Origin of the sequence: Pseudomonas sp. R3-52-08 (assembly GCF_003851745.1) — a bacterium.
Classification (GTDB): Bacteria; Pseudomonadota; Gammaproteobacteria; order Pseudomonadales; family Pseudomonadaceae; genus Aquipseudomonas.
Genome location: NZ_CP027730.1, coordinates 5056646 through 5078588, shown reverse-complemented (window position 1 = coordinate 5078588; position 21943 = coordinate 5056646). Strand labels below are relative to the sequence as shown.

The 21943-nt window shown below is 58.1% G+C and carries 21 protein-coding genes and 2 tRNA genes; 20 read left to right on the top strand and 3 right to left on the bottom strand.

The features are described 5' to 3' along the window. Window positions 1-137 precede the first annotated feature (137 nt). Together C4J91_RS23390 and C4J91_RS23385 are read left to right on the top strand one after the other, a co-directional pair. Complete coding sequence (locus C4J91_RS23390) at window positions 138-572, top strand: type II toxin-antitoxin system RatA family toxin (RefSeq protein ID WP_124364452.1); 435 nt, start codon at window positions 138-140, stop codon at window positions 570-572. Continuing rightward, on the top strand, window positions 565-867 hold the full coding sequence (locus tag C4J91_RS23385; protein WP_124364451.1) for an RnfH family protein: 303 nt from the start codon (window positions 565-567) through the stop codon (window positions 865-867). Before C4J91_RS23390 ends, C4J91_RS23385 begins: the two co-directional genes overlap by 8 nt. A 55-nt stretch (window positions 868-922) precedes the next feature. Here the strand turns inward: C4J91_RS23385 and C4J91_RS23380 are convergent, their stop codons facing one another. Then, on the bottom strand, window positions 923-1450 hold the full coding sequence (locus tag C4J91_RS23380; RefSeq protein WP_124364450.1) for an outer membrane protein assembly factor BamE: 528 nt from the start codon (window positions 1448-1450) through the stop codon (window positions 923-925). Window positions 1451-1548: 98 nt separating this feature from the next. On the opposite strand from C4J91_RS23380, the gene fur reads away from it, so the two are divergent. Further along, window positions 1549-1953 carry a ferric iron uptake transcriptional regulator gene (gene fur / locus C4J91_RS23375; protein WP_003194220.1) on the top strand — a complete coding sequence of 135 codons (405 nt, stop codon included), beginning with the start codon at window positions 1549-1551 and terminating at the stop codon, window positions 1951-1953. An 86-nt stretch (window positions 1954-2039) separates the two neighbouring features. Here fur and recN read toward each other — a convergent pair whose 3' ends face one another. After that, the gene (recN, locus tag C4J91_RS23370; RefSeq protein ID WP_124364449.1) at window positions 2040-3713 is read right to left on the bottom strand and encodes a DNA repair protein RecN; all 1674 of its coding nucleotides are present in this window, start codon (window positions 3711-3713) and stop codon (window positions 2040-2042) included. A 254-nt stretch (window positions 3714-3967) separates the two neighbouring features. On the opposite strand from recN, the gene grpE reads away from it, so the two are divergent. The 8 genes from grpE to C4J91_RS23330 all read left to right on the top strand — a co-directional run bounded on the left by grpE (window position 3968) and on the right by C4J91_RS23330 (window position 14436). After that, complete coding sequence (gene grpE, locus C4J91_RS23365; RefSeq protein WP_057725007.1) at window positions 3968-4528, top strand: nucleotide exchange factor GrpE; 561 nt, start codon at window positions 3968-3970, stop codon at window positions 4526-4528. A gap of 102 nt (window positions 4529-4630) precedes the next feature. Next, the gene (gene dnaK / locus C4J91_RS23360; RefSeq protein ID WP_124364448.1) at window positions 4631-6547 is read left to right on the top strand and encodes a molecular chaperone DnaK; all 1917 of its coding nucleotides are present in this window, start codon (window positions 4631-4633) and stop codon (window positions 6545-6547) included. A gap of 318 nt (window positions 6548-6865) precedes the next feature. Then, window positions 6866-7990 (top strand): molecular chaperone DnaJ, encoded by a 1125-nt coding sequence (gene dnaJ, locus C4J91_RS23355; RefSeq protein ID WP_124364447.1) that lies wholly within the window; start codon window positions 6866-6868, stop codon window positions 7988-7990. A gap of 10 nt (window positions 7991-8000) precedes the next feature. Next, a complete protein-coding gene (gene dapB / locus C4J91_RS23350) occupies window positions 8001-8807 on the top strand; it encodes a 4-hydroxy-tetrahydrodipicolinate reductase (RefSeq protein WP_124364446.1) in 807 nt (268 codons plus the stop codon). 259 nt (window positions 8808-9066) lie between these two features. Continuing rightward, the gene (gene carA / locus C4J91_RS23345; RefSeq protein ID WP_124364445.1) at window positions 9067-10203 is read left to right on the top strand and encodes a glutamine-hydrolyzing carbamoyl-phosphate synthase small subunit; all 1137 of its coding nucleotides are present in this window, start codon (window positions 9067-9069) and stop codon (window positions 10201-10203) included. 105 nt (window positions 10204-10308) lie between these two features. Next, complete coding sequence (gene carB / locus C4J91_RS23340) at window positions 10309-13530, top strand: carbamoyl-phosphate synthase large subunit (protein ID WP_124364444.1); 3222 nt, start codon at window positions 10309-10311, stop codon at window positions 13528-13530. Next, the gene (greA, locus tag C4J91_RS23335) at window positions 13527-14003 is read left to right on the top strand and encodes a transcription elongation factor GreA (RefSeq protein WP_124364443.1); all 477 of its coding nucleotides are present in this window, start codon (window positions 13527-13529) and stop codon (window positions 14001-14003) included. The genes carB and greA overlap by 4 nt, the downstream gene beginning before the upstream one ends. A 28-nt stretch (window positions 14004-14031) precedes the next feature. Continuing rightward, a complete protein-coding gene (locus C4J91_RS23330) occupies window positions 14032-14436 on the top strand; it encodes an MFS transporter (RefSeq protein WP_124364442.1) in 405 nt (134 codons plus the stop codon). A gap of 9 nt (window positions 14437-14445) precedes the next feature. Here the strand turns inward: C4J91_RS23330 and C4J91_RS23325 are convergent, their stop codons facing one another. Continuing rightward, the gene (locus tag C4J91_RS23325; RefSeq protein ID WP_124364441.1) at window positions 14446-14754 is read right to left on the bottom strand and encodes a YhbY family RNA-binding protein; all 309 of its coding nucleotides are present in this window, start codon (window positions 14752-14754) and stop codon (window positions 14446-14448) included. Between the two features lie 105 nt (window positions 14755-14859). Between C4J91_RS23325 and rlmE the strand changes: the two genes are divergently transcribed. The 9 genes from rlmE to rimP all read left to right on the top strand — a co-directional run bounded on the left by rlmE (window position 14860) and on the right by rimP (window position 21924). Continuing rightward, window positions 14860-15510: a 23S rRNA (uridine(2552)-2'-O)-methyltransferase RlmE gene (gene rlmE / locus C4J91_RS23320; protein ID WP_032862906.1), complete on the top strand. Its 651-nt coding sequence runs from the start codon at window positions 14860-14862 to the stop codon at window positions 15508-15510. Between the two features lie 200 nt (window positions 15511-15710). Continuing rightward, the gene (ftsH, locus tag C4J91_RS23315) at window positions 15711-17621 is read left to right on the top strand and encodes an ATP-dependent zinc metalloprotease FtsH (RefSeq protein ID WP_124364440.1); all 1911 of its coding nucleotides are present in this window, start codon (window positions 15711-15713) and stop codon (window positions 17619-17621) included. 8 nt (window positions 17622-17629) lie between these two features. Further along, the gene (folP, locus tag C4J91_RS23310; protein WP_124364439.1) at window positions 17630-18481 is read left to right on the top strand and encodes a dihydropteroate synthase; all 852 of its coding nucleotides are present in this window, start codon (window positions 17630-17632) and stop codon (window positions 18479-18481) included. Window positions 18482-18497: 16 nt separating this feature from the next. Next, window positions 18498-19835 carry a phosphoglucosamine mutase gene (gene glmM / locus C4J91_RS23305; protein ID WP_124364438.1) on the top strand — a complete coding sequence of 446 codons (1338 nt, stop codon included), beginning with the start codon at window positions 18498-18500 and terminating at the stop codon, window positions 19833-19835. A gap of 66 nt (window positions 19836-19901) precedes the next feature. Continuing rightward, a complete protein-coding gene (gene tpiA / locus C4J91_RS23300; protein ID WP_043051841.1) occupies window positions 19902-20657 on the top strand; it encodes a triose-phosphate isomerase in 756 nt (251 codons plus the stop codon). 4 nt (window positions 20658-20661) lie between these two features. Beyond that, window positions 20662-21045, top strand: coding sequence for a preprotein translocase subunit SecG (gene secG / locus C4J91_RS23295; protein ID WP_010206600.1), 384 nt, complete (start codon window positions 20662-20664; stop codon window positions 21043-21045). Between the two features lie 21 nt (window positions 21046-21066). Beyond that, window positions 21067-21152, top strand: a tRNA-Leu gene (locus C4J91_RS23290). Between the two features lie 96 nt (window positions 21153-21248). Then, window positions 21249-21325: transfer RNA gene (locus C4J91_RS23285), tRNA-Met, on the top strand. Between the two features lie 140 nt (window positions 21326-21465). Further along, the gene (gene rimP / locus C4J91_RS23280) at window positions 21466-21924 is read left to right on the top strand and encodes a ribosome maturation factor RimP (protein ID WP_164484568.1); all 459 of its coding nucleotides are present in this window, start codon (window positions 21466-21468) and stop codon (window positions 21922-21924) included. Window positions 21925-21943 lie beyond the last annotated feature (19 nt).

The window sequence follows — 21943 nt, the reverse complement described above, 5'->3', positions numbered from 1 at the left end:
CGGCTACGGTCAACCTGCGTGCTTGAGCGTGTTCGATGAATCCCGGACAATGCCGGCAGTTCTTTGGTTTTTTTCTCTCGCGGATCTGGCTGTTCTTTCGCGATGTTTGCCCGCTCAGCTGTGGAAATAACGCTCACATGACGACGCATATTCAACGTTCGGCCCTGTTGCCCTATCCCGCGCAGGCGCTCTATGACCTGGTCAACGACGTGGCGCGTTACCCGGAATTCCTGCCATGGTGCTCGACTGCCGAGGTGTTGGAGGGCGGTGATGAGTACATGGTGGCCAGCGTCGGCGTAGCCAAGGGTGGGCTTAGTCAGCATTTTGTTACGCGCAATGTGCTGGTACCTGGAAAATCCATCGAGATGAATCTGCAGGAGGGGCCGTTCACTCAGTTGCATGGGGTATGGGTATTCAAGGCGCTGACGGACAAGGCCTGCAAGATCAGCCTGGATCTGTCGTTCGATTACGCCGGGCCTATTGTCCGGGCGACGTTGGGACCTTTATTCAACCAAGCGGCGAATACGCTGGTGGATGCATTCTGCCAGCGAGCCAAGCAGCTGCATGATTGACATTGAAGTGGTGCATGCCGCCATTGAGCGCCAAGTGTTACTGGCGGTGGCGGTGCCGGAGGGCACAAGCCTGAGGGCGGCGGTGCACGTGTCGAGGATTGCTGAGCAATTCCCGCAGTTGGAACTGGCTGAATGCCCGTTGGGAATCTTCGGTAAGGTGGTTGCCGACGCTGATACGCGTGTGGTGCAGCCAGGTGATCGAATTGAGATCTACCGGCCGTTGCTGGCAGATCCCAAGGAAGTGCGCAGGCAGCGTGCGGCCAAAGCGGCGAAGGCCAGGCAGCAAAGCTCATAAATCAGCAAGCAACAAAAAGCCCGGCATGCCGGGCTTTTTGTTGAGTGTCGCCTTGTTACTGCGGGCTGGTGTCCAGAGGCTGTGGCGTCGGGACTGGCACGGTTTCCACGCCATCGACGTCTTTCTGGATCTGGTCCAGCAAGGAGCCTGGCTTGGCCGGCACCTCGGATTTCGGCTTCTCGGCTTCCTGTGCAGGGGCGGTCACGCTGGTACCGCTGTCCTTGCCCATCAGCGCTTCATCGCGGCTTACGCCGGGCATGAAGTCACCGGACAGGCTGACAAGCTGGTCATTGCCATTGAAGATGACACTGACACGCTCCTGCTGGCGCTCACCGCCGCCAGGCTGGAGGCTGTAGAGATAATCCCAGCGATCGGCATGGAAAGTGTCGGTCAGCAGGGGATTGCCCATGATAAACCGTACTTGCCGTCGGGTCATTCCCGGGCGTAACTGGTCTATCATGTCCTGCGTGACGACATTGCCCTGCTGGATGTCGATTTTGTAAACCCCGGGGAATGAACAACCGGCGAGTGCGAGCAGTCCCACAAAGGTGAAACTGGTTAGCAAGAGCTTGGTGTTTTGCATCGGTGGGCGACTTCCACTATCTTGGCTGGGACAACGTAAACGCCGATCATACCCGTATTAAGAGAAGCTGCGAAGCAGCATCCGCGAGAAAGCTAACCATGGTTGAAAATAGCGAACTACGCAAAGCCGGTCTCAAAGTGACTCTGCCCCGAGTCAAGATTCTACAAATGCTCGATTCTGCTGAGCAGCGCCACATGAGTGCCGAGGACGTTTACAAGGCGCTGATGGAGTCTAATGAAGACGTCGGCCTGGCCACGGTCTACCGTGTCCTGACCCAGTTTGAAGCCGCAGGGCTGGTGGTTCGTCATAATTTCGACGGCGGTCATGCAGTGTTTGAATTGGCCGATGGCGGGCACCACGACCACATGGTTGACCTGGATACCAATGAGGTAATCGAGTTCACCAGCCCTGAGATCGAAGCGCTGCAGCATAAGATCGCTGAGGAGCATGGCTTCGATTTGGTCGACCATAATCTGGTGCTGTACATCCGTAAGAAAAAGTAAAAATCGACGCAGAGTTGCTCTGCGAAACGATTGAAGGCGACCCTAGGGTCGCCTTCGTGCTTTATATAAGAAGCAAAATGCTCGCCTCAAGCCTTCGCGGCGACGACCATTTTCTTCGCATGAGCCAGAGACTCCTTGGTCAAATCAATACCGCCAAGCATCCGCGCCACTTCTTCCACGCGCTCCGACTTGTTCAGTTTGGACACGGCCGTGCGCGTCGCGTCGCTGCCTCGCACCTTATGCACGAACAAATGCTGATGCCCTTGGGCTGCCACTTGCGGTAAGTGGGTCACCGTAAGCACCTGGCCTCGATCCCCCAGGCGTCGCAACAACTGGCCAACAATCTCCGCAGTCGGCCCGCCAATGCCTACGTCCACTTCATCGAACACCAGTGTCGGTACGCGCGAGGTTTGCGCGGTGATGACCTGGATGGCCAGGCTGATCCGTGAAAGCTCGCCGCCGGAGGCGACCTTTGCCAGGGCTTTGAGCGGTTGCCCCGGGTTGGCGCTGACCAGCAGCTCCACCTGCTCCAGGCCATGGGGTTGCAGCTCATGGCTGGTGTTGGCGTTCAACTGGATGGTGAAGCGACCACCGGGCATGCCCAGGCGCTGGATTTCCTGTTCCACGGCACCGGCCAGGCGGGTGGCGGCCTGCTGGCGAAGGTCGCTCAACTCGCGAGCCTTTTCCTGATAATGCCGAGCGAAGGAGGCGAGTTCTTCGCCGAGGCGTTCAATGGACTCGTCGTTCGCGTTCAGGGTTTCGATTTCATCCAGCAGTTTTTGCTGCATCGCCGCCACTTCGGTTGGCTGGATTCGATGCTTGCGCGCCAGGGTGTAGATGGTGTCCAGGCGCTCTTCTATTTCCTGCAGGCGCGCCGGGTCGGCATCGAAATGATCCAGAAAGCGATTCAGCTCGCCGACCGCCTCCTCCACCTGGATCTGCGCGCTGGTCAGCAATGTGGTGGCTTCACTCAGTGAGCCGGATGCGTTATTCACGCTGGACAGCCGATTGAGGCTCGCCGTCAGTGCGTTAAGCACATTGCCGGAATCGCTTTCGCTGCATTGCTCGATCACCTGGCGACAGATACCCAGCAGTGTTTCGGCGTTGGTCAGGTTCTTGTGTTCCTGCTCAAGCTGCTCCAGTTCGGTCTCGCCCAGGCCCAGGCTTTCCAGCTCTTCGAGTTGATAGCTGAGCAGTTGGTGACGAGCGCGTTGCTCGTCGCCGGAATTGGAAAGGCGTTCCAGTTCCTGGCGCGTCTGCCGCCAGCGTTGAGCGGCCAGGTGAACCTGGCGGGCAAGTTCGGTGGCGCCGGCGTACTCATCGAGCAAGCGGCGATGGGTGTCGGTTTTAAGCAGGGATTGGTGTTCATGCTGGCTGTGAATATCGATCAGCAATTCGCCCAGGGCTTTGAGGTCGCCAAGGGGGCAGGGCGTACCATTGATGTAGCCGCGTGAGCGTCCTTCGGCGGTGATCACCCGGCGCAGAATGCACGGCCCTTCATTATTGAGGTCGCGCTCGGCCAGCCAGGCCTCGGCTTCGGGAATGTCCACCAGGTCGAAGGTGGCCAGGATATCGGCCTTGTCGGCACCGGGGCGCACCACGCCACTGTCGGCACGGTCGCCGAGTGTCAGGCCCAGGGCGTCGAGCATGATCGACTTGCCGGCGCCGGTCTCGCCTGTGATTACACTCATGCCGCGATCCAGTTCGAGATCCAGATGTTCAACGATGGCGTAGTTATGTACGGACAGGTGCACGAGCATGAAGGTCGCTCCCAGGCTTTAGGTCTGGTTATTTATACAGTGTTTTGTTCTGGGCTGACAATCCTGACGCTTAGCTCGATTTGCTTGATCGATGTGATTTTTTAGCGCGATTAGGAATGTAGAGGCAGGAAATGATCCAAGTCATGCGAAAGACTTTTGGTAACGCCTGCGCCCTTGAACCTGAAAATTGTGGCCCCATATACCGGAACAGAAGCGCGAGTTGAGTTCGCGCATGATTTTGAAAGGAGAAATCTATGGCTGACGAACAGACGCAGGATACGCAAACGCCAGACGCCAATTCGGCTGCCGGTGATGAACTGGGAACTCGTGTGCAAGTGCTCGAAGAGCAGCTGGCCGCAGCGCAGGATCAGTCGTTGCGTGTTGCCGCCGATCTGCAGAACGTCCGCCGTCGTGCCGAGCAGGACGTAGAAAAAGCGCATAAATTCGCGTTGGAAAAATTCGCCAACGACCTGCTGCCGATTATTGACAGCCTGGAGCGTGGCCTTGAATTGTCCAACCCGGACGACGAAAACATCCGCCCTATGCGCGAAGGGATCGAACTGACCCTGAAAATGTTCCAGGACACCCTGAAGCGTTATCAGCTGGAAGCCATCGATCCGCAAGGCGGTGAGCCGTTCAACGCGGAGCACCACCAGGCAATGGCGATGCAGGAAAGTCATGACCTCGAGCCTAACAGCGTATTGAAAGTGTTCCAGAAGGGCTACTTGCTCAATGGCCGCTTGTTGCGCCCGGCGATGGTCGTGGTGAGCAAGGCGCCGGCACCCGTTTCGCCTTCTATTGATGAGCAGGCTTGAAATCCGCCGCAAGGCCCCCATTTATAAGTCAAGCGTTTAAGTGCTACCGCAGTTAGCCACAACTGCTGCGGCATCCAAATTCAAGTTTCGGGAGAGTGAATCATGGGCAAAATTATCGGTATCGACCTGGGGACCACCAACTCGTGCGTCTCGGTCATGGAAAACGGCAAAGCCAAGGTTATCGAAAACGCTGAAGGCGCGCGTACCACGCCGTCGATCATCGCTTACGCCAACGACGGCGAGATCCTGGTCGGTCAGTCGGCCAAGCGTCAGGCTGTTACCAACCCGCACAACACTCTGTACGCGGTAAAACGTCTGATCGGTCGTAAATTCGACGAAGAAGTCGTACAGAAAGATATCAAGATGGTGCCTTACAAAATCGCCAAGGCTGACAACGGTGACGCCTGGGTTGAAGTAAATGGCAACAAGATGTCTGCGCCGCAGATCTCGGCTGAAGTCTTGAAAAAGATGAAGAAGACTGCCGAAGACTACCTGGGTGAAACCGTGACCGAAGCGGTGATCACCGTTCCGGCCTACTTCAACGACAGCCAGCGCCAGGCGACCAAAGACGCCGGCCGCATCGCGGGCCTGGACGTAAAACGTATCATCAACGAACCTACCGCAGCTGCCCTGGCTTACGGTATGGACAAGGCCAAAGGCGACCACACTGTGATCGTTTATGACCTGGGTGGCGGTACGTTCGACGTTTCGGTCATCGAAATCGCTGAAGTTGACGGCGAGCACCAGTTCGAAGTGTTGGCCACCAACGGCGACACCTTCCTGGGTGGTGAAGACTTCGACATCCGTCTGATCGACTACCTCGTTGACGAATTCAAGAAAGAAAGCGGCATGAACCTCAAGGGTGACCCGCTGGCGATGCAGCGCCTGAAAGAGGCTGCTGAGAAAGCCAAGATCGAACTGTCGTCGAGCATGTCCACCGACGTGAACCTGCCGTACATCACTGCCGACGCAACCGGCCCTAAACACTTGAACGTGAAGATATCTCGCGCCAAGTTGGAAGCGCTGGTTGAAGACCTGGTTCAGCGCACCATCGAACCTTGCCGCATTGCGCTGAAAGACGCCGGTATCGACGTTGGTTCCATCAACGACGTGATCCTGGTCGGCGGCCAGACCCGTATGCCGCTGGTACAGCAGAAAGTCACCGAGTTCTTCGGTAAAGAAGCACGTAAAGACGTGAACCCGGACGAAGCGGTTGCCATGGGTGCTGCCATCCAGGGCGCGGTATTGGCCGGTGACGTGAAAGACGTGCTGCTGCTGGACGTCAGCCCGCTGACCCTGGGTATCGAAACCATGGGTGGCGTGATGACTGCGCTGATCGAGAAAAACACCACGATTCCTACCAAGAAATCCCAGGTGTTCTCGACTGCCGATGACAACCAGGGCGCCGTGACCATTCACGTGCTGCAAGGCGAGCGTAAGCAAGCTGCGCAGAACAAATCCCTGGGTAAATTCGACCTGGCCGAGATTCCACCAGCTCCACGTGGTGTGCCGCAGATCGAAGTGACCTTCGACATCGACGCCAACGGTATCCTGCACGTTGGTGCGAAAGACAAGGCTACCGGCAAAGAGCAGAAGATCACCATCAAGGCCAACTCCGGCCTGTCTGATGAAGAAATTCAACAGATGATTCGTGATGCTGAAGCCAACGCTGATGCGGATGCCAAGTTTGCCGAGCTGGCTGGCGCCCGTAACCAGGGTGATGCGCTGGTTCACTCGACGCGCAAAATGGTCGCTGACGCTGGCGACAAAGTGACTGCCGAAGAGAAAACTGCAATCGAAGCTGCCGTGGTTGCCCTGGAAGCCGCTATCAAAGGCGACGACAAGGCCGCTATCGAAGCCAAGGTTGAGGAGCTGTCGAAGGTGTCCGCGCCAGTGGCTCAGAAAATGTACGCCGAGCAAGGCCAGCCGGCCGAGGGTGCTGCACAACAAGCAGAGCCTGAAGCCAAGCACGACGATGTGGTCGATGCCGAGTTCGAAGAAGTCAAAGACCAGAAGTAACTTGGTCGCCCGGTTGACCGCTCACAAGCGGTGACTGGTAGGATGTCGCCGCGCGGGAGCTTGCTCCCGCGTTGGCGTGTCTGGGGTATGCGAATTTTTACAGTATGCGACAGCGTTCGGATGCTGGCGGTGTGATCGGGAATGCTCCTGCTTTCCGAGCAGTAAATGCCGCGTTTTTAGTCGGGTGGCCGGCTAAAGAGTAGTAATGACCAGGATCGTTGAATTGACGTGAGTTGGGTCCGGGCCTGCATTGGGGCTCAACGAGTTTGGCGAGGCTCAGGAGGGTCTGGCTGAACGTCCTTAAGAGTGCAAAGACTTATGGCAAAGCGTGACTATTACGAAGTATTGGGTGTGGAGCGTGGCTGCGCCGACGCGGACCTGAAAAAGGCTTACCGCCGCCTGGCAATGAAGCACCACCCGGACCGTAATCCGGATAGCAAAGAATCCGAAGAAATGTTCAAAGAGGCCAATGAGGCCTACGAATGTCTGTCTGATCCGAACAAGCGTGCAGCCTACGACCAGTATGGGCATGCCGGTGTCGACCCAAGCATGGGCGGCGGCGGTGCCGGTTTTGGTGGGCAGAACTTCTCCGATATTTTCGGCGATGTGTTCAGTGATTTCTTCGGCGGTGGCCGTGGCGGTCAGCGTGGCGGTGCCCAGCGTGGCAGCGACTTGCGTTACACCTTGGAGCTGAACCTGGAAGAAGCCGTGCGCGGCACCAGCGTCAATATCCGTGTACCGACGCTGGTCAACTGCAAGCCGTGCGACGGTTCGGGTGCAAAGAAAGGCTCTTCGCCAATCACATGCCCGACCTGTGGCGGTATCGGTCAGGTTCGTATGCAGCAGGGCTTCTTCTCGGTGCAGCAAACCTGCCCGCGCTGCCATGGCCAGGGCAAGATCATCTCCGATCCGTGCGACTCCTGCCATGGCGAAGGCCGTGTCGAAGAGTACAAGACGCTGTCGGTGAAAGTGCCGGCGGGCGTGGATACCGGCGACCGCATTCGTCTGTCGGGCGAGGGCGAGGCGGGTGCTCAAGGTGGTCCTACCGGCGATCTGTACGTGGTCATCAATGTACGCGAGCACTCGATCTTCCAGCGCGATGGCAAGCATCTGTTCTGTGAAGTGCCGATCAGCTTTGTCGATGCGGCACTGGGCGGCGAGTTGGAGATTCCGACCCTCGACGGGCGGGTCAAGCTCAAGATCCCTGAAGGCACGCAAACCGGCAAGCAGTTCCGCATCCGTGGCAAAGGCGTTGCGCCAGTGCGCGGTGGTGGGGCGGGCGACTTGATGTGTCGTGTGGCGGTAGAAACGCCCGTCAATTTGAATCGCCGTCAGCGCGAGCTGCTTGAAGAGTTCCGCAGTTCGTTAGCGGGTGATGACTCCCACTCGCCAAAAACCACGGGCTTTTTCGATGGCGTGAAGCGCTTCTTCGGCGACCTGTAAGGAATTGAGTATGCGACGTATAGCCGTAATGGGCGCTGCCGGGCGCATGGGCAAGACGCTGGTCGAAGCGGTGCAGCAGCGCTCGCCGGCGTCCGGGCTGACCGCGGCGATCGTTCGCCCGGGCAGCACGTTGATCGGTGCGGATGCCGGTGAGTTGGCCTCGCTGGGCCGTATCGGCGTTTCGTTGTCCGGCAACCTGGAGCAGGTGGCTGACGAGTTCGACGTATTGATCGATTTCACGCTGCCGGAGGTGATGCTGAAAAACCTCGCGTTCTGCCGTAAGGCGGGAAAGGCGATGGTCATCGGTACCACCGGTTTGACGGCTGAGCAGAAGCACTTGCTGGTAGAGGCGGGCAAGGATATCCCGGTGGTCTTCGCTGCTAACTTCAGCGTGGGCGTGAACCTTTCTCTCAAGTTGCTGGACATGGCCGCTCGCGTATTGGGTGATGAGGCGGATATCGAGATTATCGAAACCCATCATCGTCACAAGATCGATGCGCCGTCCGGAACTGCTTTGCGCATGGGCGAGGCCATCGCCGATGCATTGGGGCGTGACCTGTCGAAAGTGGCGGTGTATGGCCGCGAGGGGCATACCGGTGCACGCGCGCGCGACACCATCGGGTTTGCGACAGTGCGCGGTGGTGATGTGGTGGGTGATCACACTGTGCTGTTCGCCACTGAAGGCGAGCGCCTTGAGATCACGCACAAGGCTTCCAGCCGCATGACGTTCGCCAAGGGTGCGGTACGTGCTGCGCTTTGGCTGGAGGGGCGCGAGCCTGGACTGTACGACATGCGCGACGTGCTCGACCTGCACTAATCAGTAGCTTAAACAGGGCTTCAAGCTTATGCTTAGGCCCCGTTTTTACCCGCTAGGCGACGCCCTGTCGCATTCTCCTGCCTTTAAGGCTCATTAGCGGTGGACCCAAAAAGCCTTTTTCTGTAAGCTACAGCTTTAGTGTGTCCACTAAAAGCGCGCAGAATTATTCGGTGAAGAAGCGGGGTGACGTGTCCATACGTCACTCCGCTTTTTTACAACCTGCGATCGCCCTTTCAGGCTTTATTTACGGGAGGTCTTCTTGACTAAGCCAGCCATACTCGCCCTTGCTGATGGCAGCATTTTTCGCGGCGAAGCCATTGGAGCCGACGGTCAAACCGTTGGAGAGGTGGTGTTTAACACTGCCATGACCGGCTATCAGGAAATCCTTACCGATCCTTCCTACGCCCAACAGATCGTCACCCTGACCTATCCGCACATCGGCAACACCGGTACTACACCGGAAGACGTCGAGTCTGATCGTGTCTGGTCGGCAGGTCTGGTGATTCGTGACCTGCCTCTGGTGGCGAGCAACTGGCGTAACACGATGTCGCTGTCCGATTACCTGAAAGCCAACAACGTGGTGGCGATCGCCGGTATCGATACGCGCCGCCTCACGCGCATCCTGCGTGAAAAAGGCTCGCAGAATGGCTGCATCATGGTCGGTGACAATATCTCCGAAGAGGCGGCGATTGCCGCGGCGCAAGGGTTCCCTGGCCTGAAGGGCATGGACTTGGCGAAAGTCGTCAGCGTCAAAGAGCAGTACGAATGGCGCTCCACTGTCTGGGACCTGAAGACCGACAGTCACGCGACCATCGACGCGGCCGAGCTGCCATACCATGTGGTTGCCTACGACTACGGCGTCAAATACAACATCCTGCGCATGCTGGTTGCGCGGGGCTGCCGCGTAACGGTGGTGCCTGCACAAACCCCGGCCAGCGACGTGCTTGCCCTGCAGCCGGACGGTGTGTTCCTGTCCAACGGCCCAGGCGACCCCGAGCCATGCGACTACGCCATCCAGGCGATCAAGGAAGTGCTGGAAACCGAGATCCCGGTATTCGGCATCTGCCTGGGCCACCAGTTGCTGGCCCTGGCTTCCGGCGCCAAGACCCTGAAAATGGGGCACGGCCACCACGGCGCCAACCACCCGGTGCAAGACCTGGATACTGGCGTTGTAATGATCACCAGCCAGAACCACGGTTTTGCGGTGGATGAAGCGACCTTGCCGGCTAACGTGCGCGCCATTCACAAGTCGCTGTTCGACGGCTCCCTGCAAGGCATCGAGCGCACCGACAAGAGCGCGTTCAGCTTCCAGGGCCACCCTGAAGCCAGCCCGGGCCCGAACGACGTAGCGCCGCTGTTCGACCGTTTCATCAATGAGATGGCCAAGCGACGCTGACTGAGCGGCGTGCGGGCGGCCCCTGATTTCGGTGGCCCCCGCAGGCTCTTCAAGGATTGTTCAAGACGGCTTGCCGACTGACCTGCGGATTTGAGTGACAAACCCATGCCAAAACGTACAGACATAAAAAGCATCCTGATTCTCGGCGCTGGCCCGATCGTGATCGGCCAGGCCTGCGAATTCGACTACTCCGGCGCCCAGGCCTGTAAAGCCCTGCGCGAGGAGGGCTACCGCGTCATCCTGGTGAACTCCAACCCGGCCACCATCATGACCGACCCGGCCATGGCCGACGCCACCTACATCGAACCGATCAAATGGCAGACCGTTGCCAAGATCATCGAGAAAGAGCGTCCGGACGCGCTGTTGCCGACCATGGGCGGCCAGACCGCGCTGAACTGCGCCCTGGACCTGGAGCGCGAAGGCGTCCTGGAAAAGTTCGGCGTAGAGATGATCGGTGCCAACGCCGACACCATCGACAAGGCTGAAGACCGTTCGCGTTTCGACAAGGCGATGAAGTCCATCGGCCTTGATTGCCCGCGCTCCGGTATCGCCCACAGCATGGAAGAGGCCAACGCTGTTCTCGAAAAGCTCGGCTTTCCGTGCATTATCCGTCCGTCCTTCACCATGGGCGGCACCGGTGGCGGCATTGCCTACAACCGTGAAGAGTTCGAAGAAATCTGCGCCCGTGGCCTGGACCTGTCGCCGACCAAAGAGCTGCTGATCGACGAATCCCTGATCGGCTGGAAAGAATACGAGATGGAGGTTGTCCGCGATAAGAAGGACAACTGCATCATCGTCTGCTCCATCGAAAACTTCGACCCGATGGGCGTGCATACCGGTGACTCGATCACCGTGGCTCCAGCGCAGACCCTGACGGACAAGGAATACCAGATCATGCGTAACGCCTCGTTGGCGGTATTGCGTGAGATCGGCGTTGAAACCGGTGGTTCCAACGTTCAGTTCGGCATCTGCCCGGACACAGGCCGCATGGTCGTGATCGAGATGAACCCGCGTGTATCACGCTCGTCGGCGCTGGCCTCAAAAGCCACCGGTTTCCCGATTGCGCGTATCGCTGCCAAGCTGGCGATCGGTTACACCCTGGACGAGCTGCAAAACGAAATCACCGGCGGCGCCATGCCGGCCTCTTTCGAGCCGTCTATCGACTACGTTGTGACCAAGCTGCCGCGCTTTGCCTTCGAAAAATTCCCCAAGGCTGATGCGCGCCTGACCACCCAGATGAAGTCTGTCGGTGAAGTCATGGCAATCGGCCGCACGTTCCAGGAATCCCTGCAGAAAGCCCTGCGCGGCCTGGAAGTCGGTGTTTGCGGCCTGGACGAAAAGCTCGACCTGAGCAACCCGGAAAGCATGAGCATCCTCAAGCGCGAGCTGACCGTGCCGGGCGCCGAGCGTATCTGGTACGTGGCTGACGCTTTCCGCGCCGGCCTGAGCGTCGAAGATATCTTCGGCATGAACATGATCGACCCGTGGTTCCTGGTGCAGATCGAAGACCTGATCAAGGAAGAAGAGAAGGTCAAGACCCTCGGTCTTTCGTCGATCGACCGCGACCTGATGTTCCGCCTCAAGCGCAAAGGCTTCTCCGACCAACGCCTGGCCAAGCTGCTGGGTGTGACCGAGAAGAACCTGCGTACCCATCGCCACAAGCTGGATATCTTCCCGGTCTACAAGCGCGTTGACACCTGCGCAGCCGAGTTCGCCACCGACACGGCGTACATGTACTCCACCTATGAGGAAGAGTGCGAAGCCGCGCCGTCGGACCGCGACAAGATCATCATCCTCGGTGGTGGTCCGAACCGTATCGGCCAGGGCATCGAGTTCGACTACTGCTGCGTACACGCCGCCCTTGCACTGCGCGAAGACGGGTACGAGACCATCATGGTCAACTGCAACCCGGAAACGGTTTCCACTGACTACGACACTTCCGACCGCCTGTATTTCGAGCCGGTAACGCTGGAAGACGTATTGGAAATCTGCCGCGTCGAGAAGCCAAAAGGCGTGATCGTCCAGTACGGCGGGCAAACCCCGTTGAAACTGGCGCGTGCCCTGGAAGCGGCTGGCGTGCCGATCATCGGTACCAGCCCGGACGCCATCGACCGAGCTGAAGACCGCGAGCGCTTCCAGCAAATGGTCGAGCGCCTGAACCTGCGCCAGCCGCCGAACGCCACCGTGCGCAGCGAAGACGAAGCCATCCGCGCAGCCAGCAAGATCGGCTACCCGCTGGTGGTGCGTCCGTCCTACGTACTGGGCGGCCGTGCGATGGAGATCGTCTACGAAGAAGACGAACTCAAGCGCTACCTGCGTGACGCGGTGAAAGTGTCCAATGACAGCCCTGTGCTGCTCGACCACTTCCTCAACTGCGCCATCGAAATGGACGTAGATGCGGTTTGTGACGGTACTGACGTAGTGATCGGCGCGATCATGCAGCACATTGAACAGGCTGGCGTTCACTCCGGTGACTCCGCCTGCTCGCTGCCGCCGTACTCGTTGCCTGCGCATATCCAGGACGAGATGCGCGAACAGGTCAAGAAAATGGCCCTGGAACTGGGTGTGGTCGGCCTGATGAACGTACAGTTGGCGCTGCAAGGCGAAGACATCTACGTCATTGAAGTCAACCCGCGCGCTTCGCGTACCGTGCCGTTCGTTTCCAAGTGTATCGGTGTTTCCCTGGCTATGATCGCTGCCCGCGTAATGGCCGGTAAGACATTGAAGGAAATCGGCTTCACCAAGGAAATCATTCCGAACTTCTACAGCGTGAAAGAGGCGGTGTTCCCATTCGCCAAGTTCCCTGGCGTGGACCCGATCCTCGGCCCGGAGATGAAGTCCACCGGTGAAGTGATGGGCGTGGGTGACACCTTCGGCGAAGCGTTCGCCAAGGCTCAGATGGGCGCCAGCGAAGTGCTGCCGACCGGCGGTACTGCGTTCATCAGCGTGCGTGATGACGACAAGCCACTGGTTGCGGGTGTAGCCCGTGATCTGATCAACTTGGGCTTTGAAGTCGTGGCTACCGCCGGGACCGCCAAGCTGATCGAGGCTGCCGGCCTGAAAGTGCGCCGCGTGAACAAGGTGACCGAAGGCCGTCCGCACGTGGTCGACATGATCAAGAATGACGAAGTCACGCTGATCATCAACACCACCGAAGGTCGCCAGTCGATCGCCGACTCCTACTCCATTCGCCGTAATGCCTTGCAGCACAAGATCTACTGCACCACCACCATTGCTGCAGGCGAAGCCATCTGCGAAGCGCTCAAGTTCGGTCCGGAAAAGACCGTGCGTCGCTTGCAGGATCTACACGCAGGATTGAAGGCATGATCAAATATCCAATGACCGTCCAGGGCGCCAAGGCCCTGGAAGAGGAGCACGCCCATCTGACCAAGGTCGTACGTCCAAAGCTGAGCCAGGACATCGGTACGGCCCGCGAACTGGGTGACTTGAAGGAAAACGCCGAATATCACGCTGCTCGCGAGCAGCAGGGTATGGTCGAGGCGCGGATCCGTGACATCGAAGGCCGTATGCAGAATGCGGTGATCATCGACGTCACGACCATCCCGCATACCGGCAAGGTGATTTTCGGCACCACGGTGGAAATCGCCAACGTCGAGACGGATGAGCGTGTTGTCTACCAAATCGTGGGCGAAGACGAGGCTGACTTCAAACTCGGCAAGATCTCTGTTGGTTCGCCGCTGGCCCGCGCCCTGATCGCCAAGGAAGAAGGCGACGTGGTTGCCGTAAAAACGCCGAGCGGCGTGATCGAGTACGAGATTGTCGAAGTTCGTCACATCTGAAGGACGGCGCCCGCTTCGTGCGGGCGCCATGCTGTGGCAACTTTCCCAGATGCTTTGGGTGGGTGGCCTATGGTTGTTGCATATTGGCGTGTTGCCGGCGCTGGGTTTAATAGGCCTGGCACCCTTGCTGATCGATGAGATCGACGGCTTGCTGACTACGTTGCTGGTGAGTTTTGCCGCAGCATGCGTGACGCTCCAGGCGTTGGTGCTGGTCAAGGCTGAAGGCTTGGGGAGTTTGTGGCGGGATATTCGCGGCCAACTGCTGTTGATGGCGCTGTATGCGTGCGCAATGTATTGCATTGTGCATGTGTGGCTGCCGCAAGCGTTGCGCTGGCAGTTGTTCAGCTATCTTGTGCTAGGGTTTTCTGGCTTGGTGCTGGCGATACAGCCTGCGCCGGGATGGAGTGGCGGGGCGCGCGAAGCACGCCCTTGACCCTTGTCATCATTTGAAGCGATGAACGTTCGACAATTGCTTGTTAACGTTGAAGTTCTTGCGATGCAGCAGCGCCATCTTGCCGATAACCTGAACCAGGTCCGCTTTGCCAACCTTGCACAGTTCTGCAATGGCGGCCAGGCGCGCTTCGCGATCAAGGATGTTGACCTTGATCTTGATCAGTTCATGATCATTGAGTGCGCGTTCGAACTCGGCTAACACACCTTCAGTCAAACCGTTGTCTGCCACAATCAGAACTGGTTTCAAATGGTGGCCAATGGATTTGTACTGTTTCTTCTGCTCTTGAGTGAGCGGCATAATCTGACCCCTGCGTCTGATCTTGTAAAAAGCGGCGGCCAGTTTACCCGAGCGAGTCCGGGACCGCCCAGTTAATCACGACCCGTTTTATTTTCGAGGTGGCCCGTGGCCCGTTCCAAAACCAGCCTTAAGTGGCTACAAGAACATTTCAACGATCCTTACGTCAAAAAGGCGCAGAAGGACGGCTACCGTTCCCGGGCCAGTTACAAGCTGCTGGAGATCCAGGACAAGGACAAACTGATCCGGCCTGGCATGAGCGTTATCGACCTGGGTGCTGCTCCCGGTGGCTGGTCCCAGGTGACCAGTCGTCTGATTGGTGGGCAGGGCCGCTTGATCGCTTCCGATATCCTGGAAATGGACAGCATCCCCGATGTGACCTTTGTTCATGGGGACTTCACTCAGGACGCCGTGCTCGCGCAGATCCTCGAGGCCGTCGGAAATTCGCAGGTAGACCTTGTGATTTCCGACATGGCCCCCAATATGAGTGGATTACCGGCTGTTGATATGCCGCGCGCCATGTTCCTGTGCGAATTGGCACTGGATCTGGCTGGACGGGTGTTGCGTCCGGGTGGTGATTTTCTGGTCAAGGTCTTCCAGGGTGAAGGGTTTGACGAGTACCACAAGAACATCCGCAAGCTGTTTGACAAGGTTCAAACGCGTAAACCTGACTCTTCCCGGGACAGGTCCCGTGAGCAATACCTGCTCTGCCGCGGCTTTCGCGGTGTGGAAGGCGCGGCGAGCGAAGAGCGTTTTTGAGGAATTCGAGGAGGGCGATAGGTTTTTTTATGTCGCTTTCGTCACGAAGCTTTACGAATATTGTGTAGTTAAAGTTTCACAAAGGGTTACAGACGGCGCCTGCCAGTGGTGTAGGTAATGTAGTAAGTTAGGCCGGTGAATATCATGCGAAGCGCGCGCCAGTAGCGGAGCTTGCTTCAGAGGGTAGTTAATTGAACGATATGGCAAAGAATCTGATCCTGTGGTTGATCATCGCGGCTGTCCTGGTGACAGTGATGAACAACTTCTCCAGCCCTAACGAGCCGCAGACCCTCAACTATTCCGACTTCATCCAGCAAGTTAAGGATGGCAAGGTCGAGCGCGTAGCGGTTGATGGCTATGTGATTACCGGCAAGCGTGTCGATGGCGACAGCTTCAAGACCATTCGTCCGGCCATTCAGGACAACGGTCTGATCGGCGACCTGGTAGACAACAAGGTCGTCGTGGAAGGCAAGCAGCCTGAGCAGCAGAGCATCTGGACCCAGCTCCTGGTAGCCAGCTTCCCGATCCTGGTGATTATCGCCGTGTTCATGTTCTTCATGCGCCAGATGCAAGGTGGTGCGGGAGGCAAGGGCGGGCCGATGAGCTTCGGCAAGAGCAAGGCACGGCTGCTCTCGGAGGACCAGGTGAAAACGACCCTGGCGGATGTCGCCGGTTGCGACGAAGCCAAGGAAGAAGTGGGTGAACTGGTCGAGTTCCTGCGCGATCCGGGCAAGTTCCAGCGCCTGGGCGGGCGTATTCCTCGCGGCGTGCTGATGGTCGGCCCGCCGGGTACCGGTAAAACCTTGCTGGCCAAGGCGATTGCCGGCGAAGCCAAGGTGCCGTTCTTCACCATTTCCGGTTCTGACTTTGTCGAGATGTTCGTCGGCGTCGGTGCCAGCCGTGTTCGCGATATGTTCGAACAGGCCAAGAAGCACGCGCCATGCATCATCTTCATTGACGAAATCGACGCTGTTGGTCGCCACCGTGGCGCCGGCATGGGCGGCGGTCATGACGAACGTGAGCAGACCCTCAACCAGTTGCTGGTGGAGATGGATGGTTTCGAGATGAATGACGGCATTATCGTCATCGCCGCAACCAACCGTCCGGACGTATTGGACCCTGCGCTGCTGCGTCCAGGCCGTTTCGACCGTCAGGTGGTCGTGGGCTTGCCGGATATCCGTGGTCGCGAGCAGATCCTTAAAGTCCACATGCGCAAAGTGCCGATGGGCGACGACGTGGCTCCGGGCGTGATTGCCCGTGGTACGCCAGGCTTCTCCGGTGCCGACCTTGCCAACCTGGTGAACGAGGCTTCGTTGTTCGCGGCCCGCACCGGCAAGCGCATCGTTGAAATGAAAGAGTTCGAGTTGGCCAAGGACAAGATCATGATGGGCGCTGAGCGCAAATCCATGGTCATGTCCGAGAAAGAAAAACAGAACACCGCCTATCACGAGGCAGGTCACGCCATTGTTGGCCGCGTTGTGCCTGAGCATGACCCGGTCTACAAGGTGTCGATCATTCCACGCGGTCGTGCGTTGGGTGTGACGATGTTCCTGCCGGAAGAGGATCGCTACAGCCTCTCCAAGCGCGCCCTGATCAGCCAGATCTGCTCGCTGTACGGCGGTCGAATTGCGGAAGAAATGACCCTGGGCTTCGACGGGGTGACTACCGGCGCTTCCAACGACATCATGCGTGCCAGCCAGATCGCACGGAACATGGTGACCAAGTGGGGCTTGTCGGAAAAACTCGGTCCATTGATGTATGCCGAGGAAGAAGGCGAGGTATTCCTGGGACGTGGCGGTGGCGGTCAAAGCGCCAGTTTCTCGGGTGAGACAGCCAAGCTGATCGACTCCGAGGTGCGCAGCATCATTGACCAGTGCTACGGCACGGCCAGGCAGATCCTCACCGACAATCGCGACAAGCTGGACGCGATGGCAGATGCGCTGATGAAGTACGAGACCATTGATGCCGATCAGATCGACGACATCATGGCCGGTCGTACACCTCGGGAGCCGCGCGATTGGGAAGGTGGTTCGGGTACCTCGGGCACTCCGCCAGTGGTGCAGAATGAGCGTCCTGAAGCCCCGATCGGCGGCCCTGCAGCTGACCACTAAGGTTTGAAATGATTTTCGCGTCGTCCTCCACCCGGTTGCCTTGCGGCAACCGGGTTCTTGATTTGGCCCATACACATGTCATGGGCATTCTTAACGTCACTCCAGACTCGTTTTCCGATGGTGGCCGCTTCAGCCAGCAGGATGCCGCGCTGCGTCATGCCGAGGCGATGGTGGCTGCCGGTGCAACGTTGATCGATGTCGGCGGCGAGTCGACTCGGCCTGGGGCTCGCGCTGTTTCTCCTGTGGAGGAACTGGAACGGGTGGCGCCGATTGTCGAGCGCATCGCCCGTGAGCTGGATGTGATCATCTCCGTGGATACGTCAACGCCGGCAGTGATGCGTGAGACTGCGCGCCTGGGGGCGGGGCTCATCAATGATGTGCGTGCGTTGCGGCGTGACGGTGCTCTCGACGCCGCTGCGGCGACTGGACTGCCTGTGTGTCTGATGCATATGCTGGGCGAGCCCGGCAATATGCAGGATAATCCGCACTACGAGGATCTGGTGGGCGAAGTCAGTGGTTTTCTTGCCGACAGGGTCGCTCAATGTGCCCGCGTGGGCATTGGTCCTGAAAAGATCATCCTTGATCCGGGGTTTGGCTTCGCCAAGACCCTGCAACATAATTTAAGCCTGTTCAAACATATGGAAGCCCTGCATGCCCTCGGTCGGCCCCTGTTGGTCGGCGTTTCGCGCAAGAGCATGATAGGGCAGGCCTTGAATCGCCCGGTGGGTGAGCGCTTGTTTGGCGGTCTCGCGCTGGCTGCGCTTGCCGTGACCAAGGGCGCTCGTATTTTGCGTGTGCATGACGTTGCCGAGACGGTGGACGTGGTGCGCATGATTGCCGCTGTAGAATCAGCCGAATAAGAATGATGGAGCACTCATGACTAAAAAATATTTTGGCACCGACGGTATCCGTGGTCGGGTCGGTGAATACCCGATTACGCCGGATTTCATGCTCAAGCTGGGTTGGGCGGCAGGTATGGCGTTTCGCAGCATGGGCGCGTGCCGCATCCTGGTTGGCAAGGACACGCGTATTTCGGGCTACATGTTTGAATCCGCGCTGGAGGCCGGGTTGTCCGCTGCCGGCGCCGATGTAATGCTGCTGGGCCCTATGCCGACGCCGGCGATCGCCTACCTGACGCGTACCTTTCACGCTGAAGCCGGTATCGTGATCAGTGCTTCGCACAACCCCCATGATGACAATGGCATCAAGTTTTTCTCGGGGCAGGGCACTAAACTGCCGGACGAGATCGAGCTGATGATCGAAGAGCTGCTGGATGCTCCGATGACGGTGGTGGAGTCCAGCAAGCTGGGCAAAGTGTCTCGCATCAATGATGCCTCCGGCCGCTACATCGAGTTCTGTAAGAGCAGCGTTCCGAGCAGCACCAGTTTTGCCGGGCTTAAGATTGTCGTCGATTGCGCCCATGGCGCGACCTACAAAGTGGCGCCGAGCGTATTCAAGGAACTCGGTGCGCAGGTCACCGTGCTGTCGGCCCAGCCTAACGGGTTGAACATCAACGACAACTGCGGCTCCACGCACATGGAGCAGTTGCAGGCGGCCGTTCTGGCTGAGCACGCGGACCTGGGCATTGCATTCGATGGCGATGGCGACCGCGTGCTGATGGTGGATCACACCGGCATGATCGTGGATGGCGATGATCTGCTGTTCATCATTGCCCGAGACTTGCATGAGCGGAACAAGCTGCAGGGCGGTGTCGTTGGCACCCTGATGAGTAATCTCGGGCTTGAGTTGGCATTGGCGGAGCTGGGCATTCCGTTCATTCGGGCCAATGTCGGTGATCGTTATGTGATCGCCGAGCTGCTGGAGCGCAACTGGCTGGTGGGCGGCGAGAATTCGGGGCACGTGGTGTGCTTCCAGCACACCACGACGGGCGACGCTATTATCGCTGCGCTGCAGGTGCTTCTGGCCTTGCGTCGCCGTCAGGAAAGCCTGGCCCAGGCGCGGCAAGCACTGCGCAAGTGTCCGCAGGTACTGCTCAACGTGCGTTTCGCCGGTGGCGAAAACCCGATCGAGCACCCTTCTGTCAAGGAAGCGTGCGAGCGCGTGACCCAGGCGATGGCTGGGCGTGGGCGTGTGTTATTGCGCAAGTCCGGCACAGAGCCTCTGGTGCGGGTGATGGTCGAGGGCGAGGACGAAACACAGGTTCGCGGCCATGCCGAAGACCTGGCAAAACTGGTAACTGAAGTTTGCGCCTGAATTCGGCTTGCCAGTGGTGATGTGGTTGGGTAACATCTGCGCCCACTTTGACCGACGGGGTACAGCATGCGTCGCACTATGGTAGCTGGTAACTGGAAGATGCACGGTACCCGCGCCAGTGTCGCTGAGCTGATCAATGGCCTTCGTCACTTGGCCTTGCCTGGCGGTGTTGATGTCGCGGTGTTCCCGCCTTGCTTGCATATCAACCAAGTGGTTGATGGCTTGAAGGGTAAGTCGATTCAGGTCGGCGCGCAGAATTCTGCGGTGGAGCCCATGCAAGGTGCGTTGACCGGCGAGATTTCGCCGAGTCAGCTGGTTGATGCGGGTTGTTCCTATGTGCTTGTCGGGCACTCCGAGCGTCGTCAGATGATGGGCGAGCGTGATGGGACCCTCAATCGCAAGTTCGCAGCGGCACAGGCTTGTGGCTTGATTCCAGTGTTGTGCATTGGGGAAACCCTTGAGCAGCGTGAGTCGGGCAAGACACTTGAAGTTGTCTCGCGTCAGCTGGGCAGCATCATCGAAGAGCTGGGTGTCGGTGCGTTTGCAAAAGCGGTCATTGCTTACGAGCCGGTCTGGGCCATTGGCACCGGGCTGACTGCTACACCGCAACAGGCGCAGGATGTGCACGCAGCCATCCGCGCGCAGTTGGCGGCAGAGAATTCTGAAGTCGCACAAGGTGTGCGTCTTCTATACGGCGGCAGCGTGAAGGCGGCCAATGCGGTCGAACTGTTCGGCATGCCGGATATCGATGGGGGGCTCATTGGTGGAGCTTCCCTGAATGCAGATGAGTTCGGTGCGATCTGTCGCGCCGCGGGAAACTGAAAAAATGCTGGAAACAGTCGTAGTCGTTTTTCATCTGTTGGCTGCCCTGGGCGTAGTTGCCCTGGTTTTGTTGCAACAGGGCAAAGGTGCGGATGCTGGTGCGTCTTTCGGTGCAGGTGCTTCAAATACTGTATTCGGAAGCCAAGGTTCCTCTACCTTTCTTAGTAAGTTTACTGCTATACTTGCCGCCGGTTTCTTCATAACCAGCTTAGGGTTAGGTTACTTTGCTAAAGAGAAAGCTCATGTGCTGACTCAAGTAGGTTTGCCAAACCCAGCAGTGTTGGAAGTACCAAAAGCAAAACCGGCTTCTGATGATGTCCCGGTGCTTCAAGAGCAAAAGTCGGCTACTCCAGCGACTGACGTGCCTCCAGCTCAAGAGCAGAAGTAAGAAGGTTGTAAACGCTGTATTGCCGAGGTGGTGGAATTGGTAGACACGCAACCTTGAGGTGGTTGTGCCCATAGGGTGTAGGGGTTCGAGTCCCCTTCTCGGTACCAATTATCAGGAGAGCCCGCTGTTGCGGGCTTTCTTGTAGGTGGAAGGTTACATTGACCCTGTAAGGGATCGGTCGTATACTTCCGCCCCAGCTTTGTCGCGGGGTGGAGCAGTCTGGTAGCTCGTCGGGCTCATAACCCGAAGGTCGTCGGTTCAAATCCGGCCCCCGCAACCAGTTTTAGCGGAGCCCCTTTTAAGGGGCTTTTTGTTAGCTGGACACTTTCAACGCCGCTGTTCGACGGCGTTTCAAGGATGGGCGTTTCGCCCATTTTTTTATTTTGCACAGCATGCACATACATGCACGAGGGGGTTCAGGTGTCGAGCAAGCTAGAAGAGTTGCAGGCCTTGCTGGCCCCGGTGGTCGTGGCCCTAGGCTATGAATGCTGGGGTATTGAGTTTTCGGCTCAAGGTCGCCACTCAATGTTGCGCGTTTATATCGATAAAGAGGGCGGCGTGCTGGTGGACGATTGTGCCATTGTCAGCCGTCAGATCAGCGGTGTCCTGGATGTTGAAGATCCAATCGCCGTTGAATACACCCTTGAAGTTTCCTCGCCAGGCATGGAACGCCCACTGTTCACTATTGAGCAGTTTGCAAAATTTGCCGGTGAACAAGTGAAGATCAAGCTGCGCTCCCCCTTCGAAGGGCGACGCAACTTTCAGGGCCTTCTGCGCGGTGTAGAAGAGCAGGATGTCGTGGTGCAGGTAGAAGACCATGAGTTCCTGTTGCCGATCGATATGATCGACAAGGCCAACATTATTCCCAGTTTTGGCTGAGACGCGGATCCCGCGGATC

Bases quoted from the DNA above. Each gene is read 5' to 3' on its own strand.
- C4J91_RS23330 (WP_124364442.1), top strand. From the start codon at position 14,032: ATGCTGTGGCAACTTTCCCAGATGCTTTGGGTGGGTGGCCTATGGTTG.
- secG (WP_010206600.1), top strand. From the start codon at position 20,662: ATGCTGGAAACAGTCGTAGTCGTTTTTCATCTGTTGGCTGCCCTGGGC.
- C4J91_RS23325 (WP_124364441.1), bottom strand. From the start codon at position 14,754: ATGCCGCTCACTCAAGAGCAGAAGAAACAGTACAAATCCATTGGCCAC.
- tpiA (WP_043051841.1), top strand. From the start codon at position 19,902: ATGCGTCGCACTATGGTAGCTGGTAACTGGAAGATGCACGGTACCCGC.
- dnaK (WP_124364448.1), top strand. From the start codon at position 4,631: ATGGGCAAAATTATCGGTATCGACCTGGGGACCACCAACTCGTGCGTC.
- dapB (WP_124364446.1), top strand. From the start codon at position 8,001: ATGCGACGTATAGCCGTAATGGGCGCTGCCGGGCGCATGGGCAAGACG.
- C4J91_RS23385 (WP_124364451.1), top strand. From the start codon at position 565: ATGATTGACATTGAAGTGGTGCATGCCGCCATTGAGCGCCAAGTGTTA.
- greA (WP_124364443.1), top strand. From the start codon at position 13,527: ATGATCAAATATCCAATGACCGTCCAGGGCGCCAAGGCCCTGGAAGAG.
- recN (WP_124364449.1), bottom strand. From the start codon at position 3,713: ATGCTCGTGCACCTGTCCGTACATAACTACGCCATCGTTGAACATCTG.
- C4J91_RS23390 (WP_124364452.1), top strand. From the start codon at position 138: ATGACGACGCATATTCAACGTTCGGCCCTGTTGCCCTATCCCGCGCAG.
- glmM (WP_124364438.1), top strand. From the start codon at position 18,498: ATGACTAAAAAATATTTTGGCACCGACGGTATCCGTGGTCGGGTCGGT.
- grpE (WP_057725007.1), top strand. From the start codon at position 3,968: ATGGCTGACGAACAGACGCAGGATACGCAAACGCCAGACGCCAATTCG.
- ftsH (WP_124364440.1), top strand. From the start codon at position 15,711: ATGGCAAAGAATCTGATCCTGTGGTTGATCATCGCGGCTGTCCTGGTG.
- carB (WP_124364444.1), top strand. From the start codon at position 10,309: ATGCCAAAACGTACAGACATAAAAAGCATCCTGATTCTCGGCGCTGGC.
- fur (WP_003194220.1), top strand. From the start codon at position 1,549: ATGGTTGAAAATAGCGAACTACGCAAAGCCGGTCTCAAAGTGACTCTG.
- C4J91_RS23380 (WP_124364450.1), bottom strand. From the start codon at position 1,450: ATGCAAAACACCAAGCTCTTGCTAACCAGTTTCACCTTTGTGGGACTG.
- dnaJ (WP_124364447.1), top strand. From the start codon at position 6,866: ATGGCAAAGCGTGACTATTACGAAGTATTGGGTGTGGAGCGTGGCTGC.
- folP (WP_124364439.1), top strand. From the start codon at position 17,630: ATGATTTTCGCGTCGTCCTCCACCCGGTTGCCTTGCGGCAACCGGGTT.